The sequence below is a fragment of the Nocardioides cynanchi genome (assembly GCF_008761635.1).
Lineage (GTDB): Bacteria > Actinomycetota > Actinomycetes > Propionibacteriales > Nocardioidaceae > Nocardioides > Nocardioides cynanchi.
Map to the genome: position 1 here is coordinate 1,601,180 of NZ_CP044344.1, position 15,722 is coordinate 1,616,901.

Consider the following 15,722-nt stretch of genomic DNA (forward strand, 5'->3'; position numbering starts at 1 on the left):
GTTCCATCCCGTCCCGACCCAGACCGAAGGCTCCTCAGTGGCGAACATCAAGTCCCAGATCAAGCGGATCAAGCAGAACGAGAAGCGTCACCAGCGCAACAAGGCTGTGAAGTCCGAGCTGAAGACCGTCGTCCGCAAGTTCCGCGAGGCCGCCGAGGCCGGCGACAAGGACACCGCCGTCGAGGCCGGTCGCGTCGCCGCCCGCAAGCTGGACAAGGCCGTCTCCAAGGGTGTCATCCACAAGAACCAGGCCGCGAACCGCAAGTCGGCCATCATGAAGCAGGCCTCCTCTCTCTGACGAGAGCCGGCCCGCCGCCGAGGCGCTGATCCCCCGGGATCGGCGCCTCCGCTCATTTCCGGGCGGATCAGGGCCGGTCGTGCAGGCCGGTCACGGTCAGCACCATCCGCTCCAGGGTGTACGACGCGTCGCTGGCGTGGCCCTTGATGTCGGCGTCGGCGCGGGCGATGGTCCGGATCGCCCGAGCGATGCCCGCGTCGGACCAGCCGCGCGACTGGTCACGGATCGTGCGGAGCTTCCACGGCGGGACGCCCACCTCACGCGCGAGGTCGACCTCCCGCAGGCCGCGCGGAGCGGAGAGGTAGCGGGCGATGCCCCGGGCCGAGCCGGCGAAGGCCGACGTGACCAGCACCGGCGCGGTGCCACCGTCGAGGGCCCAGCGCAGCTCCTCGAGAGCCGGACGGCGCCGGCCCCAGAAGGCCGCGTCGGCGACCGCGAACGACTTGGCCTCGGCGCGTCCGCCGAAGTAGCGCTTCACCTTCTCCTCGGTCAGGGTCTCGCCGGGGAAGTCGTTGGCCAGCTGGTCGGCCGCAGCCGAGAGCGAGCGCAGGTCCTGGCCGATCGCCTGCACGAGCGCCGCGGCCGCCTCGGGCTCGATGGTGGCGCCGTGGTGTCGTGCCTCCGCGGTCACGAAGCCGGGGAACTCCGACGGCCGCAGCTCCTCGGACTTCACCTCGGTCACCGTCGCGAGCTTGCGGAGCTTGGTCAGCACTCCGGAGCCTCGCTGACCGCCTCCGTGGACCAGCACGAGGGCGACGTCCTCGACCGGGGCGCCGGCGTAGTCGAGCAGGCCGTCCACCGACTCCTCGGGCAGGCTCTCCAGACCCCGGACCACCACGCAGCGCGTCGAGGAGAACAGCGACGGCGCCGCGAGCTCACCGAGCTGGGCCAGGCTCAACCCGGACGCGGCGGTCTCGGAGACCTCGGCCTCCGCGTCGTGGCGCCGCACGGCCTCGCGCACCCCGACGACGGTCCGCTCGGAGAGGAACTCCTCCTTGCCGGTGACCAGGGTGACCCGACCGAGTACGTCGTGAGCCGTCGGACCTCGCATGGCGGAAGCCTGTCACACGCCACCGACGGCCACCGGCGCCGGAGGTCGTTGCCGCAACGTGTCAGCCGCCGGTGACCGCGGCCAACCGGCCGTCGTGCTCGACCACGGCGATGCTGCCGTCCAGATCGGTGCGCAGCACCCGCTCGCCGGTGGCCGCCAGCCCGGCCACGGTCGCCGCCGCGGGATGGCCGTAGTCGTTGTCCGCGCCGACCGAGATCAGGGCGAGCCGCGCGCGGAGCGACTGGAGGAACGGCAGGTCCTGGTAGCGGCTGCCGTGGTGCGGCACCTTGAGCACGTCGACCCGGAGCCCGGGCAGCATCGTGGCCAGCGTGGCTTGGCCCTCGGGCTCCACGTCGCCGCCGAGGAGGATCGTCACCCCGCGCACCCGCGCCAGCATCACCACGCTGGCGTTGTTGGCGGTGCTGCCGTCACCGGGCCCGACGGTCGGTGAGTCCGGCAGCGGCCAGAGCGGCTCCAGCTCGAGGTCGCCGATCCGGCGGGTCCGGGCGTACGGCGCGACCGTGGGCGTGAGCCCGGCGGCCGCGGCGGCACGGCGTACCAGCGCGACGCCCTCGGGCGGATCGGCCAGCCGGGTCACCTCGATCGCGTCGACCCGCCGTCCGGAGAGCACCCCGGGCAGGCCGTCGACATGGTCGGCATGGAAGTGCGTCAGCACGACCAGCGGGATCCGCCGGATCCCGAGGCCGGTCAGGCAGCGGTCCATCAGGCGAGGGTCGGGGCCGGCGTCGACCACCACGGCGGTGCCGGCCACACCGGTGTTGAGCACCAGCCCGTCGCCCTGACCGACGTCGCACATCACCATCACCCAGCCGTCGGGTGGCCAGCCCGGCGTCGGCAGCCGGACCAGGACCGCCAGCACCAGGACCGCGGCGCAGGCGACTCCGGTGGTACGTCGCCGGATCAGGTGGGGGGCACCCAACGCCACGCCCACGCTGAGACCGGTCAGGACGGTCAGCGCCACCGGGCCGCTCCCCCAGCCGATCGCCGCGGTCGGCAGGGCGGCTCCGTGTCGTGCCACCACGACGATCCAGCCCACGAACCAGCCGGCCACACCAGCGACCAACCGTCCGGGCGCCGGCCACGCCAGCGTCAGCACCCCACCGATCAGCCCCAGGACCGTGGCCGGCCCGACGGCCGGAGCCGCGAGCAGGTTGGCAGCCACCGCCACCAGGCTGACCTGACCGGAGATCGCGGCGATCAGCGGAGTGCACATCAGCTGAGCGGCAGCCGGCACCGCGATCGCCTCGGCCAGCCAGCGTGGCAGCCAGCTGCCCAGGGCGTCACGCCAACCGGGCGCCAGGAGCAGGATCCCGGCCGTGGCCAGCACGGACAGCGCGAAGCCGACCGACGAGGCCAGGCCGGGGTCGACGAGCAGCAGCGCCACCGTGGCCACGCTGAGCGCCCGCGTCCCCCGGTCGCGACCGTTGGAGCCCAGCCCGACCAGAGCGACGGTGCCCATGGCGGCCGCCCGGAGCACGCTCGGCTCGGCCCGCGCGAGCAGCACGAAGCCGACGATGCCGCCGGCGCCCACGACGTACAACCAACGGCCCCGGACCCGCAGCCACCGCGCGACCACGAGCACGAAGCCGACGACCAGGGTGAGGTTGGTGCCCGACACCGCGAGCAGGTGGGTCAGCCCGGTGGTCCGGAAGTCGTCGACCAGTGCCGGGTCGAGACCGGCGTCGTCGCCGTCGACCAGCGCCGGCACCAGCACCCGGCGGTCGGGCGGCAGCCGGGCCGTGGAGTCGCGCAACGCCTGTCTGATCCGGTCCGAGGCCCGCCACCACGGGTCGGGACCCGCCCGGATGTCGGGCCCGTCGCTGGTGGAGAGGACCGCCGCCACGTCACCACCGGTGCTCGACGACAGTCGCCCCGAGACCCCGACCGTCGCACCCAGCGGAGCTCCCATCCAGGATCTGGCGCCGAAGACCAGCAGTGGTTCCCTCAGCGTCAGCGTGGTGCCGCCCTGACGCACCCGGGTCACCTCAAGTCGGACCAGCACCTCCTGGGCGAAGCGGCCCTGGATCAGCCGAGGGTCGTCCACGACCGAACCGACGACCGTGACCGAGGCATCGGCCCGTCCGAGAGCGGCCAGCGGGTTGTCGGCGACCCGGGCGGCCCGGACTCCGGCCGAGGTGGCGGCCGCACCGGCCACCAGGAGCGCCGCCAGCACCGTGAGGCCGGCGAGCCGGCCGCGGCGTCGCCAGGCCACGACCGTCGCACCGCACCCGAGAAGTGCTGCGAGGGCCGGCCAGCCGGGACCGGATGCCCGAGCGAGGAGCGCTCCCGACCATGCCGCCGCGGCCAGCGCCGGCATCCGGAGGTCGGGCACCTCGGGTCGCACGACAGCTCAGATCGTGACGTAGGGGGTGAGCTTGGCCAGGGTCGCGTCGCCGATGCCGTCGACCTCGAGGAGCTGGTCGACCGAGCTGAAGCCACCGTGCTGGGTGCGCCAGGTGATGATCGACTGGGCGGTCACCGGCCCCACCTCGGGAAGCGTCTCGAGGGTGGTCTCGTCGGCGGTGTTGATGTCGACCAGCCCGCTGACCGGCGACCCGGAGGGCGCACTGGTCGCGACCGCGACCGGCCCCCCGCCGACCACGATCTGCTCACCGTCACTGACCACCCGGGCGAGATTGAGCGTGGTCAGGTCGACTCCGGCCCGGGCGCCGCCTGCAGCCCGGATCGCGTCGATCACCCGGGCACCGGACCGCAGCACGGCGATGCCGGGACGGCGTACCTTGCCGGTGACGTCGACGACCACCCGGGTGCGCGGGGCCGTACTGCCCGATAACGCGGCTCCTGACGGGAGCTCTCCGCCCCCAACCGGTGTCGCCAGCGCAGCACGTGGGCTGGTCAATGCCACGGGTGCCGGCACCTGGTGGCTGCCGCCGCGGACCAGCCACCAGCAGGTGAGGGCCAGACCGACCGCAGCCACCACGGCGACCACGGCGAGCTGACCCGCACCGAGCAGGACCCGTCCGCGCAGCGTGTCGGGAAGCGCTCCGGCCAGGGAGTCCGTGACGCCGCCGGTGAGTCGCCGCGACGCGTGCCGCCCGGGGGTCAGCACCGTCCGGGGCTCCGGCCCCGGGGGGACCGACTCGTCGGGCAGGGCCCGCGGGACGACCGGGCGGATGCGGGTGTAGCCGCGTGGGACCCAGGCGTCGTGCTCGACCTCGTCATCCGCCCCGATCGGCACCAACCGCGGCCGGGTGACCGGCGAGCCGTCGCCGCGGACGCCCGCGAGCTCGTCGGTCAACAGCTCCAGCCGCCGGGCGACGGCGGCCTCGTGATCGGAGGCGGTGGGTCTGCTGCGCATGCCGACGACGCTAGGCAGGGCCTCCGACCGGCTGACCGCGGCCGAACGGAGACTGTGGATCAGCCGGTCGTCTACGCGTCCTGTGGACGGCTGGCGGGTCCGCTGCCCGACTCGGGCACGACACCGTCGACCAGCAACGGCGCCACGCACGCCGCCACCATCCCCGGCCCCACGTGAGCCCCGAGGACGGCGCCGAGCTCCCCGCACCACACCGGGCGGCCCTCCAGGTTGGCGGCCAGCCGTTCGCCGAGCCGCCCGGCGAGGTCTCCGGCCCGGTCCGGGTTGGCCAGGTGGGAGACGCACACGTCGACGGCGCGGCCACCGGCGGCCTCCACCAGGAGGTCCTCCATCCGGCTCAGGGCCCGCGCCGAGGTGCGCACGCGCTCCAGGTTCGCGACCCGGCCGTCCCGGATCTGGAGCAGCGGCTTGACCGCGAGGGCCCCGCCGAACAGGGCAGCGGCGGCGCCGATCCGGCCGCCGCGACGCAGGTACTCCAGGGTGTCCACGTAGAACAGGGCCGTGGCGCCCGCCGCCCGTCGGCCGGCCGCCTCGGCGGCTCGCTCCGCCGTTCCGCCGCTGTCGATGACGTCGGCGGCCGACAGCGCGGCGTACCCCGTGGCCACGCCGACCTGCCGGGTGTCCACGACCGTCACCGGGATCGACGCGTCCCGAGCGGCCAGCAGGGCCGACTCGTAGGTGCCGCTCATCTCGCCGGACAGGTGGATCGAAACCACGCCCGCTGCGCCGTCGGCCCCCGCCTTCTCGTAGACGTCGAGCAGCGCTGCCGGCGCGGGCCGGGACGTGCTCACCGGCCGGAAGTCACGCAACGCCTGGGCGACCAGCTCCGGCGTCGCGCCCTCGGCACCCTCGTCGTACACCGTCGCACCGATCACGACCTGCAACGGCACCACCACGATGCCGCGCGCCGCCGCGACCTCCGCGGGCAGCGAGGCGGTCGAGTCGGTGACGATCACGGTCCGGCCGGCCATGCGCGGAAGGCTACAGGCGAGGTTTCCCCGGTCCACCGGGGAAACCGCCGCTTACCAGGCGAAATTTCGGCCAGGAAGCGACGGTTTCGGCCGGGAAGTCTTCCGCCACCTCACGCTTGACGACCCCACCCACTGGCCGCCTCACAGCTCGGCCACTCGCTGGCGCTCGCGACCTCACGCTTCGACGACCCCACCCACTGGCCGCCTCGCAGCTCGGCCACTCGCTGGCGCTCGCGACCTCACGCTTCGACGACCCCACCCACTGGCCGCCTCGCAGCTCGGCCACTCGCTGGCGCTCGCGACCTCACGCTTCGATGACGATGTTGACCAGGTGGGGCTCGCGCACGATCACCCGTCGTACGGCGGCACCGTCGATTGCGCGCACCACACCGGGGTCGGCCAGTGCGGCGGCCTCCAGGTCGGCGGCACTGATCGTCGGGGGGACCTCCAGGCGGGCCCGGACCTTGCCCAGCACCTGCACGACCGCCGTGACGGAGTCCTCGACCAGCAGGGCCTCGTCGACGACCGGCCAGCCGGCCCGGGCGACGGTGGGTTCATGGCCCAGCCGCTCCCACATCTCCTCCGCGGTGTACGGCGCGACCAGCGACAGCAGGATCGCCACGGCCTCCGCGGCCTCGCGCACCGCGGGGTCGGCGGGTCCGCACCCGGAGTCGATCGCCTTGCGGGTGGCGTTCACCAGCTCCATGGTGCGGGCGACCATCACGTTGAAGCGGTGGCCCTCGATCAGCTGCGCCGCATCGTGCAGGGTCCGATGGGTGACCTTGCGCAGGGCGACGTCACCCCCGGCGGGGTCGGCGCCCGCTTCGGAGGTCACGTCCCCGCTCAGCCGCCACGCGCGCTGCAGGAACCGCACCGACCCCGACGGCGACATGTCCGCCCAGTCGATGTCGTCCTCGGGCGGTCCGGCGAAGACCAGGGTCAGCCGCACCGCGTCCACGCCGTACGCCGATAGTTGCTCCCCCAATCGAACGCCGTTGCCCTTGGACTTCGACATCTTGGCGCCCTGGTTGATCACCATGCCCTGGTTCAGCTGGGCCGAGAACGGCTCGCCGAACTCCAGCAGGCCCATGTCGCGCAGCACCTTGGTGAAGAAGCGCGCGTACAGCAGGTGCAGCACCGCGTGCTCCACGCCGCCGATGTAGATGTCGCACGGCCCCCACAGGTCGGCCAGCGCCGGGTCGAAGGCCTGCGTGTCGTCGTGGGGCGAGCAGTAGCGCAGGAAGTACCACGACGAGTCGACGAAGGTGTCCATGGTGTCGCTGTCGCGGGTCGCCGGTCCGCCGCACGTAGGGCAGTCGACGTTGACCCAGTCGGTCGCCGCCGCCAGGGGCGAGACGCCCTTCGGGGTCAGGTCGGCGCCACGCAGCTCGGGCAGCTCGACCGGCAGCTGGTCCTCCGGTACGGCGACCTCGCCGCACGAGGGGCAGTGGATGATCGGGATGGGCGCGCCCCAGTAGCGCTGGCGCGACAGCAGCCAGTCGCGCAGCCGGAAGTTGACCGCGCCCTTGCCGACGCCCTGCGCCTCCAGCCAGTCGATCATCGCCCGCTTGGCCTCGGCGACCCCCATCCCGTCCAGCGACAGCGAGTCGTTGGTCGAGTTCACCGCCGGTCCGTCACCGGTGAAGGCCTCGCCGTCGAACCCGGGGGACGGCTGCACCGTGCGGATCACCGGCAGGTCGAACACCTTGGCGAAGTCCCAGTCGCGCTGGTCCTGACCGGGCACCGCCATGATCGCGCCCGTGCCGTAGTCGGCCAGCACGTAGTCGGCGGCGTAGACCGGGATCGAGGCACCGGTCACCGGGTTGGTCGCGTGGACTCCCAGGAACACGCCGGTCTTCGGCCGGTCGGTGGACAGCCGCTCGATGTCGCTGGCCTTGCGCACCTCGGCCAGGTAGGCGTCGTACACCGGTCGCTGCTCGTCGCTGACCAGCTCGCCGGCCAGCGCCGCGTCGGCAGCGACCACCATGAACGTCGCTCCGAACAAGGTGTCGGGTCGGGTGGTGTACACCGCCAGCGGCTCGTGGCCCTCGACCGGGAAGGAGACGTGGGCACCCTCGGAGCGCCCGATCCAGTTGCGCTGCGAGTTGATCACCCGCTCCGGCCAGGTCGGGGCCAGCTCGTCCAGCCCGTCCAGCAGCTCCTGCGCGTACTCGGTGATCTTGAAGTACCACTGGGTCAGCTCGCGCTTGGTCACCTCGTTGCCGCAGCGCTCGCAGTGCCCGTCGATCACCTGCTCGTTGGCCAGCACGGTCTGGTCGAAGGGGCACCAGTTGACCGGGCTCTTCTTGCGGTAGGCCAGGCCCCGCTCGCGGAACTTCAGGAACAGCCACTGGGTCCAGCGGTAGTACTCCGGGTCGGAGGTGTTGAAGGTGCGCGACCAGTCGAAGCTGACCCCGAACTTCCGGCACGACTCGGTCGACATCGCGATGTTGGCGTAGGTGAACGTCGCCGGGTGGGCGTTGTCGCGGATCGCGGCGTTCTCGGCGTTCAGCCCGAACGAGTCGAAGCCCATCGGGTTCAGCACCTCGTAGCCACGCTGCCACCAGTAGCGCGCGATCACGTCGTGCAGTGCGAAGACCTCGGCGTGCCCCATGTGCAGGTCGCCCGACGGGTAGGGGAACATCGTCAGGGCATAGCGCTTCTCGCGCGTGCCGTCGCGCACGACGTCGTCGTCGGCGCGGAACGGCTGCAGCGCCTCCCACACCGGCTGCCACTTCTCCTGCACCGCGGCGGCGTCGTACGTCGCGGCCTCGGTGGACTGGTCCTCGGTCATGGTGGTGCTCTCTTCTCTCGTCTTCCTCCGGGCAGAAAAAAACCCCTCGCAGGGAGGGGTGGCCGCGCGACGTCGTCAGACGTCAGCGCGGCTGCGGAAGAAGCAGGGTGCTCTGGTGGTGCTGCATGGGCCCATCGTAACCGAAACGTGCTGGCTCGCGCGCCGGGGTGACCCTAGGTTCGGCGGCGTGACGGATCTGAGCAGGTACGACGACTGGCTGGCGTGGCTGCGCGAGCAGGGCCGGACCGACCCCGCGATCCGGGTCGTGTTCCTCGGCGGCTCGGCCGTCACCGGCGGGTACGACGACCACTCCGACATCGACGTCGAGGTGCTGGCGACTCCGGGCGAGGCCGTCGCGGCGTACCAGCGGCTGGTGGACGCCGCGCGCCGCGACTTCGAGGTGTACGGCGTGTGGGAGCTGCCGGAGGCGACCTGGCCGGACGGGCGCCAGGCGTTCCTGGAGCTGACCCCCGACGCCGGCGACCTGAGCGTCCCGACCCGGATCATCGACCTGCACGTCTCGGACCTCGCCGACCACCATCGGATCGTCGACCCACGACGGCACGGCGAGCCGCTGGTCCTCCACGACCCCGACGGCCTGATCGAGCTCCGGCCGGACGACGAGGAGGCGATGGAGCGGGCGCGCCGCGACGCGGTCACCCAGATCGCGGCGAGGCGGCGTACCTCGGCCTGGTTGGTCAACCGGGCGATCGCCCGCGGCGACCTCGCGGAGGCGGTGACCTTCCACTTCCAGTTCGCGGTCAACCCGCTGGTCAGGCTGCTCCGGATCCGGCACTGCCCGGCCCGGCACGACTTCGGTCTGCGCTACCTCCGCACCGACCTGCCGCCGGGCTACGCCGAGCGGGTCGAGGCTCTGCTCCCGGGCCCGGACCTCCAGGCCCGCGCGGACGCGGCCTTCGCCTGGCAGGACGAGCTGCTGGCGGAGCCGGTCACGCACTGAGCGGTCCGTCGACCGCAGTCACTCCTCGGGTCCCGCGACCCCGTGGGACCGGGCCGCGATCTCGTCGACCTCGCGCTTGTCGCGCTCCAGCTGCTCCTCGTCCACGACGATCGGCCGGGTGACCGCCCAGACCACGAAGAGCGCCCCGACCACCAGCAGCACCAGCCCGACCCACAGGTTGGCGTTGATCCCGTCGGCCTTGGCCCGCTGCGCGTCGGAGGTGCTGAAGGAGGTGATCACCAGGATCACGCCGTACAGGAACAGCAGCGCGCCCACGATGTTGCGGACGTCGAACAGTCCGGCCTTCGACCTGGTCGGCTCCGACTGCGCGTTGTCGTGACTCATGCGACCCAGCTCCTAGTGGAAGGCGATGTTGAGGATGACGACCAGGACCAGCGAGACCCCGGCGAGCTTGGTGGGAGCGAGCCACCAGTGGTCGGCGTGCTCGTCGTGGAGGTCCTCCTTAGGGGTCAGCGAGTAGACCAGCCCACGCAGCTCGGACTCCTTCCGGGGTTGCGTCACGAGGGTGACGAGGACGCTGACCACGAGGTCGACCACGAACGCCGCCCCGGCCGCGGCGAAGCTCGCGCCCTGGCCGCCGATGTGGAGGGCACCGGTGCTGGCAGAGCCGAAGGCGTCCTCGGAGAGGAAGGCCACCAGCACCGCGGCGAGCGTCCCGGACACCAGGCCGGTCCAGCCGGCGGTGGCGGTCATCCGCTTCCAGAACATGCCGAGGATGAAGGTGGCGAACAGCGGTGCGTTGAAGAACCCGAACAGCGTCTGGAGGTAGGTCATCATGTTCGGGAACTGGCTGGCGAAGTACGACGTCCCGATCGCCAGCGCGGTGGCCACGACCGTCGCCCCGCGGCCGAACGCGGTGTAGAAGCCGTCCGGCTTGTCCTTCTGGATGTAGGTCTGCCAGATGTCGTAGCTCATCACGGTGTTGAAGGCCGAGATGTTGGCCGCCATCCCGGCCATGAACGCGGCCAGCAACCCGGCGATCGCCACCCCGAGCAGGCCGTTGGGCAGGAGCTGCTTCATCAGCAGGAGCAGGGAGTCGTTGTAGGTGACCCCGCCGGCCCCGGTGGCCGCCCCGGAGTGCTTCATCTGGGCCAGCGGGGTGACCAGCGCGGCGGCGATGATGCCGGGGATGATGATGATGAAGGGGATGAACATCTTCGGGAAGGACCCGATGATCGGCGCGCGCCGGGCACTGTTCATGTCCTTGGACGCCATCGCCCGCTGCACCTCGACGAAGTTGGTGGTCCAGTAGCCGAAGGACAGCACGAAGCCCAGCCCGAACACGATGCCGACCACCGACCAGAAGGACGAGCTGTAGGTCGTGATCGTCGTACCGGGCCAGGCGTTGAGGTCGCCGCCGGTGCCGGCACTCGCCATCTTGTCCTGGAGACCGCCCCAACCGCCGATCTTGTTCAGCGCCAGGAGCGTCAGCGGCAGCAGCGCCGCCACGATCACGAAGAACTGCAGCACCTCGTTGTAGATGGCGGCCGACAGCCCGCCCAGGGTGATGTAGGAGAGCACGATGACCGCCGCGACGACGGTCGAGAGCCAGATGTTCCAGCCGAGGAGGGCGTTCACGATCGTCGCCAGCAGGTAGAGGTTCACCCCGGCGATCAGGATCTGGGCCAGCGCGAAGCTGACCGAGTTGACCAGGTGGGCCTCGGGGCCGAAGCGCCGGAGCATGAACTCGGGGACCGAGCGAACCTTGGAGCCGTAGTAGAACGGCATCATCACCACGCCGAGGAACAGCATGGCCGGGATCGCACCGATCCAGTAGTAGTGGAACGTCGCCATGCCGTACTGCGCACCGTTCGCGGACATGCCCATGATCTCGACCGCACCGAGGTTGGCGCTGATGAACGCCAGCCCGGTCACCCAGGCCGGCAACGAGCGCCCGGACAGGAAGAAGTCGATGCTGCTGGACACCGACGCGCGCGCCGAGAGCCCGATGCCCAAGACGAACACGAAGTACAGCGCGATCAGCAGGTAGTCGACCCAGTTCGCGTCCAAGCGAAGAATCGACGAAGCCAGCACCGTCATCCGGACCTCCGAGTCGTCGTTGAATGAGAGGGCAAGTACCCCGTCCCTGCCGATCCATGCGTCGCCCCTACGATGCGGCCATGACCTCCCTCGACCTGTTCCGGCTCGACGGCCGCGTCGCGATCGTGACCGGTGCCTCCGCCGGGCTCGGCGTCGCCTTCGCCCAGGGGCTCGCCGAGGCCGGAGCCGACGTCGCCCTGGGCGCCCGCCGTGCCGAGCGGCTCGCGACGACCGCCGACCTGGTCCGCGCGACCGGCCGCAAGGCGATCGCGGTCGCCACCGACGTCTCCGACCCCGACGCGTGTACGGCGCTCGTCCAGGCCGCGATGGACGAGTTCGGCCGGGTCGACGTGCTGGTCAACAACGCCGGCATCGGCACCGCCGTGCCCGCAACCCGCGAGACGCCCGAGCAGTTCCGCTCGGTGATCGACGTCAACCTCAACGGCTGCTACTGGATGGCGCAGGCCTGCGGCCGGGTGATGCAGCCCGGCAGCTCGATCATCAACATCTCGTCGGTCCTCGGGCTCACCACCGGTGGCCTCCCCCAGGCGGCGTACTCCGCCTCCAAGGCCGGCCTGATCGGCCTGACCCGCGACCTCGCCCAGCAGTGGACAGGACGCAAGGGCATCCGCGTCAACGCCGTGGCGCCCGGTTTCTTCGAGTCGGAGATGACCGAGCAGTACCCGGAGGGCTACCTCGACCTGATGGGCTTCCGCATCCCGTCGGGCCGCAAGGGTGACCCCGCCGAGCTGGCCGCGACCATCGTCTTCCTCGCCTCTGACGCCGCCGCCTACATCACCGGGCAGACGCTGGCCGTCGACGGCGGGATGACCATCACCTGAGCCGCCCGGGGAGCAGGTCGGGAGGAGCCGCCGGCCAGACCAGCCCGTGCCGCGCCCAGTAGGCGCCGATGGCCTCCGACACGTCGTCGGGCCAGACGCCGCCGGCTGCCTCCAGCGCCGCGCGCCCGTGCTCGGCGATCGCCGCCGCCACGGCCACCATGGCCGCGGTGACCGGCTCACGCTCGGCCGCGGGCGGCACCAGCGCCCGCAGCACCTCGCGCTGTCCGTCGTTCAGTCGGCTGCTCCACTGCTTGACCCCCATCACCGGCAGCGGCTGGTTGGCCTCCACGAACAGGTCGTAGAGCATCGTCCGGTAGTGGTGCACGGCGGACTGCCCGAGCAGCCAGTCCTCGCGGGCCACCACGGCGGCCGGGAAGATCGCCGCCTGCCGGTGGAACTCGGTCACGATCGCCTGCATGCGCTCGAGGTCCGGCCCTTCTCCGGCCACGTCGGGCGAGGGCGGCTCCAGCCCGTCGCGGTCGAAGACGCGGACCCGCCGGGAGTACGGCGAGCCGGCCACGTCGGCGGGCGTCTCGAGGACGACGTCGACCCGCAGCCCCTCCCGGGTCGTGAACGCGAAGCAGCCGGGCAGGCCGGGGATCGGCGTCGTGATCACCGGATCGAGCACGGCCCACACCGTCGGGTCGGTGAAGCCGGCCGGGGAGACCACCGTGACCACCAGGTCCAGGTCGCTGCCGGCGTCCGCGGCCCCCCGGCCCACGGATCCGGACAGCCAGAGGGCGCGCACCCGGGCGTCCGCCTCCAGCACCTCGACGACGCGCGCCAGCAGCGCGTCGTACCCGGGCTCCAGCGGCGCGATCGCCTCGTCGACGTCCATCCCGAGCTCGCCGACCGGGCTCAGACCGGGTCGCCGGACACGAGCAGCTCGCGCAGGCTGACCGGACGGCGCCCGGTCACGGCCTGCACGTCGTCGAAGACGTCCTCGACCTCGCCGGCCCGGATCGCGGTGTACGTCGACACCCACGCGTCGTACTGCCACGGCGGCGCGTCCCATCTGCGGCGCGACGCATAGGCCTCCTCGACCGTCTCGTCGTGGAAGGTGACGTCGCGCCCGGTCACCTCGTGGATCGTCCGGGCGGCGTCGGCGAGGGTCAGCGCCTCGGGACCGGTCAGCGTGTACGTCGTGTCCCGGTGCGAGCCGGGGTCGGTGAGCACCGCTGCCGCGACGCGGGCCACGTCGGCGCGCGCCACCGCGGCGACCCGGCCGCGGCCGGCCGGGCCACGGATGACGCCGTCCTCCCCCACCATCAGCGGCAGGAAGTCGAGGTAGAAGTTGTCGCGCAGGAACGTGTGCCGCATCCCGCTCGCCCGGAGGTGCTGCTCGGTGGCGTAGTGGTCGCGTCCGAGGGTGAACGTGCAGTCGGCCGCAGCGCCCGCGAACGACGTGTAGACGACGTGCGCGACACCGGCCGCCGCTGCCGCGTCCACGAAGGCCCGGTGCTGGTCGAGCCGGTCGGCCGACTCCGACGCCGAGACCATCAGCAGGGTGGTCACGCCCTCCAGCGCCGCCCGGGCCGCGTCCGGGTCTGCGTACTCGCAGACCGCGGTGACGGCGCCGTCGAGCGCCGGCGCACGAGCGGGGTCACGGACCAGCAACCGCTGCTCGATGCCCCGGTCGGCGAGCAGACGCGCGACCAGGCCGCCGACCGCGCCCGTGGCGCCGGTCACCGCCAGCGAGGGTCGGGTCATCCGGGCGGGCCGGTCACGTCATGCCTCCGGACCGAGCAGCATGAACCCGAGCCAGGCGGCGAACAGCACGCCGGCACCCAGGAACAGCCAGGCCTGCTCGAGCTCGAATCCCGCGGCCACGCCCAGACCGAGCACCGCACCGATGAACTTGCGTCCGAGGTTGCCTTCCACGGGACCAGAGTACCGGGGTGCGCCGGACGGTCGTCCGCGCCGAAGCCGCCCCTGCTGGTCGGGCGAGCCGCACCGCGCGGCCCTCGCGCCTGGCCGCAACGGGCCAGGCAACGGCTCATGACGCAGCTCCTGGTTAAAGGAAATCCAGTTCCTGCCCCGTGGTCGCGACCGCAGACCACAATGGCTCCCATCGGACCGTTGGGGGGTCGGCGGCGAAGCATCAACGCCGAGGTGCGTCCGCCTCTCCCCCCGGAGGACCGCATGACCTACCAGCCCCGCCACCGAGCCGACTCCCGAGGATCCAGCTCTGGCCATCGCGCCACACCCGAGCCAACCGGCCCACCCCTGTCACGCAGGAGTCTGCTGGGGGTCGGCGGCCTCGCCGTAGCGGCCGCCGGAGCGGCCCCCCTGGTCGTACCCGCAGCCGCCGCCGCTGCGACCACCGCGCCTGCGTCGCCGTTCCTTCCGTACACCCCCACCTCCTACTTCCGCACCCCCGTGGCAGGCCTCAGCGCCGACCCGGCGCGGACGGCGGCGTTCCGCACCTTCATGGCCACCTTCCCCGACCAACGGTCCTACGCCTACCCACGGATCTCCGGGACCGGTGCCAACCGCTGGGGCACCGCCTATGCCATGAGCACGGCAGCCGACCCCCTCTGGAAGCTCACCGGGGGCGTGACGTCGATCTGCTCGAGCCTGGCGACGGTCGGCTTCCACGCGCCCGACTGGCTCGGGTCCGTCCTGACCGGCACCACCGACAGTCCGTTCTGCGTGGTCGACCTCGGGTCCGGCATCACCGTCTTCGGGACCAAGGCCTCGGTCGTCGCGCCGCGGACGATCTCGGTCCAGTCGGCCGGGGTCACCTACCACTCCAGCAACGGCCTGCACCGCAAGGACCCGCTCAGCAACGACACGCGCAACTTCACCAGCCGCGGGCGGATCTCCGAGGCGATGGTGATCAGGTCGGACCTGGTGGACTACGGCATCGCCCACGGCACCGACCTCGGTCACGTCCTGCACCTGTTTCTCGCAGAGACCAGCTCCAGCGACGGCTACCGGCACCCGATGGTGGCGTGCGAGGGTGGCAAGAACGGCTTCGGCGCCGAGGGCGAACGGCTGGCCATCGACCCGGCGGTCGACCTGACGAGCCGTGGCCTCTCACCCGCGGGGCTCGTCGTGGCGCGCACCTTGCAGCGCTACGGCTGCTACATCGGTGACAACGCCGGCCGGGAGTCCATGCTCAAGGCCGAGCAGGAGACCCCAGCGCACCCCGTGTGGAACGGACGCCTCTGCCAGGACAGCCTGGCGGGTCTCCGCTGGGACGACTTCCTCGTCCTGCGGGCCACCTGAGCCTCGCCGTTCCCGGTGGACCCGGACCCCACGTGGGTTCGGGCACCGGGGCTCCGAGCTTCTGATCTGGTGGAGCTGAGGGGACTCGAACCCCTGACCCTCTGCATGCCATGCAGATGCGCTACCAGCTGCGCCACAGCCCCGCACTCGTCGCC

At 72.0% G+C, this 15,722-nt stretch carries 14 protein-coding genes and 1 tRNA gene; 4 read left to right on the forward strand and 11 right to left on the reverse strand.

What is annotated here, in order from left to right; genetic code table 11:
- Nucleotides 1-37: 37 nt before the first annotated feature.
- Complete coding sequence (rpsT, locus tag E3N83_RS07935) at nt 38-298, forward strand: 30S ribosomal protein S20 (protein ID WP_151082772.1); 261 nt, start codon at nt 38-40, stop codon at nt 296-298.
- A gap of 67 nt (nt 299-365) precedes the next feature.
- Here the strand turns inward: rpsT and holA are convergent, their stop codons facing one another.
- The 5 genes from holA to leuS all read right to left on the reverse strand — a co-directional run bounded on the left by holA (nt 366) and on the right by leuS (nt 8,472).
- Nucleotides 366-1,349, reverse strand: a complete 984-nt coding sequence (gene holA, locus E3N83_RS07940; RefSeq protein WP_151082773.1) for a DNA polymerase III subunit delta — start codon at nt 1,347-1,349, stop codon at nt 366-368.
- Nucleotides 1,350-1,410: 61 nt separating this feature from the next.
- Entirely contained in the window at nt 1,411-3,714 is a 2,304-nt protein-coding gene (locus tag E3N83_RS07945; RefSeq protein WP_238343123.1) for a ComEC/Rec2 family competence protein, read from the reverse strand.
- Nucleotides 3,715-3,720: 6 nt separating this feature from the next.
- A complete protein-coding gene (locus E3N83_RS19775) occupies nt 3,721-4,689 on the reverse strand; it encodes a ComEA family DNA-binding protein (protein ID WP_202879350.1) in 969 nt (322 codons plus the stop codon).
- Nucleotides 4,690-4,760: 71 nt separating this feature from the next.
- Nucleotides 4,761-5,678: a DegV family protein gene (locus E3N83_RS07955; protein WP_151082774.1), complete on the reverse strand. Its 918-nt coding sequence runs from the start codon at nt 5,676-5,678 to the stop codon at nt 4,761-4,763.
- A gap of 304 nt (nt 5,679-5,982) precedes the next feature.
- On the reverse strand, nt 5,983-8,472 hold the full coding sequence (gene leuS / locus E3N83_RS07960; RefSeq protein WP_151082775.1) for a leucine--tRNA ligase: 2,490 nt from the start codon (nt 8,470-8,472) through the stop codon (nt 5,983-5,985).
- A 187-nt stretch (nt 8,473-8,659) separates the two neighbouring features.
- On the opposite strand from leuS, the gene E3N83_RS07965 reads away from it, so the two are divergent.
- A complete protein-coding gene (locus E3N83_RS07965) occupies nt 8,660-9,433 on the forward strand; it encodes a hypothetical protein (protein WP_151082776.1) in 774 nt (257 codons plus the stop codon).
- Between the two features lie 18 nt (nt 9,434-9,451).
- Here E3N83_RS07965 and E3N83_RS07970 read toward each other — a convergent pair whose 3' ends face one another.
- Nucleotides 9,452-9,778: a hypothetical protein gene (locus E3N83_RS07970; protein ID WP_202879351.1), complete on the reverse strand. Its 327-nt coding sequence runs from the start codon at nt 9,776-9,778 to the stop codon at nt 9,452-9,454.
- A 12-nt stretch (nt 9,779-9,790) separates the two neighbouring features.
- Nucleotides 9,791-11,494: a sodium:solute symporter family protein gene (locus E3N83_RS07975; RefSeq protein WP_151082777.1), complete on the reverse strand. Its 1,704-nt coding sequence runs from the start codon at nt 11,492-11,494 to the stop codon at nt 9,791-9,793.
- A gap of 80 nt (nt 11,495-11,574) precedes the next feature.
- Here E3N83_RS07975 and E3N83_RS07980 point away from each other — a divergent pair, with 80 nt between their 5' ends.
- On the forward strand, nt 11,575-12,336 hold the full coding sequence (locus E3N83_RS07980; RefSeq protein ID WP_151082778.1) for an SDR family NAD(P)-dependent oxidoreductase: 762 nt from the start codon (nt 11,575-11,577) through the stop codon (nt 12,334-12,336).
- On the opposite strand, the gene E3N83_RS07985 is transcribed toward E3N83_RS07980, so the two are convergent.
- From E3N83_RS07985 to E3N83_RS19500, 3 genes are read right to left on the reverse strand one after another with little or no spacing between them, the layout of a single operon-like run.
- Nucleotides 12,329-13,174, reverse strand: coding sequence for a nucleotidyltransferase domain-containing protein (locus E3N83_RS07985; RefSeq protein WP_151082779.1), 846 nt, complete (start codon nt 13,172-13,174; stop codon nt 12,329-12,331). The genes E3N83_RS07980 and E3N83_RS07985 overlap by 8 nt on opposite strands.
- Before the next feature lie 20 nt (nt 13,175-13,194).
- The gene (locus E3N83_RS07990; protein WP_337692373.1) at nt 13,195-14,025 is read right to left on the reverse strand and encodes an NAD(P)H-binding protein; all 831 of its coding nucleotides are present in this window, start codon (nt 14,023-14,025) and stop codon (nt 13,195-13,197) included.
- 39 nt (nt 14,026-14,064) lie between these two features.
- Nucleotides 14,065-14,217, reverse strand: a complete 153-nt coding sequence (locus tag E3N83_RS19500) for a hypothetical protein (protein WP_191908010.1) — start codon at nt 14,215-14,217, stop codon at nt 14,065-14,067.
- A gap of 498 nt (nt 14,218-14,715) precedes the next feature.
- Between E3N83_RS19500 and E3N83_RS07995 the strand changes: the two genes are divergently transcribed.
- Nucleotides 14,716-15,567, forward strand: coding sequence for a hypothetical protein (locus E3N83_RS07995; RefSeq protein ID WP_151082781.1), 852 nt, complete (start codon nt 14,716-14,718; stop codon nt 15,565-15,567).
- A 67-nt stretch (nt 15,568-15,634) separates the two neighbouring features.
- Here the strand turns inward: E3N83_RS07995 and E3N83_RS08000 are convergent.
- A tRNA-Ala gene (locus E3N83_RS08000) sits at nt 15,635-15,710 on the reverse strand.
- Between the last annotated feature and the right edge of the window lie 12 nt (nt 15,711-15,722).

Bases quoted from the DNA above. Each gene is read 5' to 3' on its own strand.
- E3N83_RS07980 (WP_151082778.1), top strand. From the start codon at position 11,575: ATGACCTCCCTCGACCTGTTCCGGCTCGACGGCCGCGTCGCGATCGTG.
- leuS (WP_151082775.1), bottom strand. From the start codon at position 8,472: ATGACCGAGGACCAGTCCACCGAGGCCGCGACGTACGACGCCGCCGCG.
- E3N83_RS07970 (WP_202879351.1), bottom strand. From the start codon at position 9,778: ATGAGTCACGACAACGCGCAGTCGGAGCCGACCAGGTCGAAGGCCGGA.
- E3N83_RS07975 (WP_151082777.1), bottom strand. From the start codon at position 11,494: ATGACGGTGCTGGCTTCGTCGATTCTTCGCTTGGACGCGAACTGGGTC.
- holA (WP_151082773.1), bottom strand. From the start codon at position 1,349: ATGCGAGGTCCGACGGCTCACGACGTACTCGGTCGGGTCACCCTGGTC.
- E3N83_RS07955 (WP_151082774.1), bottom strand. From the start codon at position 5,678: ATGGCCGGCCGGACCGTGATCGTCACCGACTCGACCGCCTCGCTGCCC.
- E3N83_RS07985 (WP_151082779.1), bottom strand. From the start codon at position 13,174: ATGGACGTCGACGAGGCGATCGCGCCGCTGGAGCCCGGGTACGACGCG.
- E3N83_RS19775 (WP_202879350.1), bottom strand. From the start codon at position 4,689: ATGCGCAGCAGACCCACCGCCTCCGATCACGAGGCCGCCGTCGCCCGG.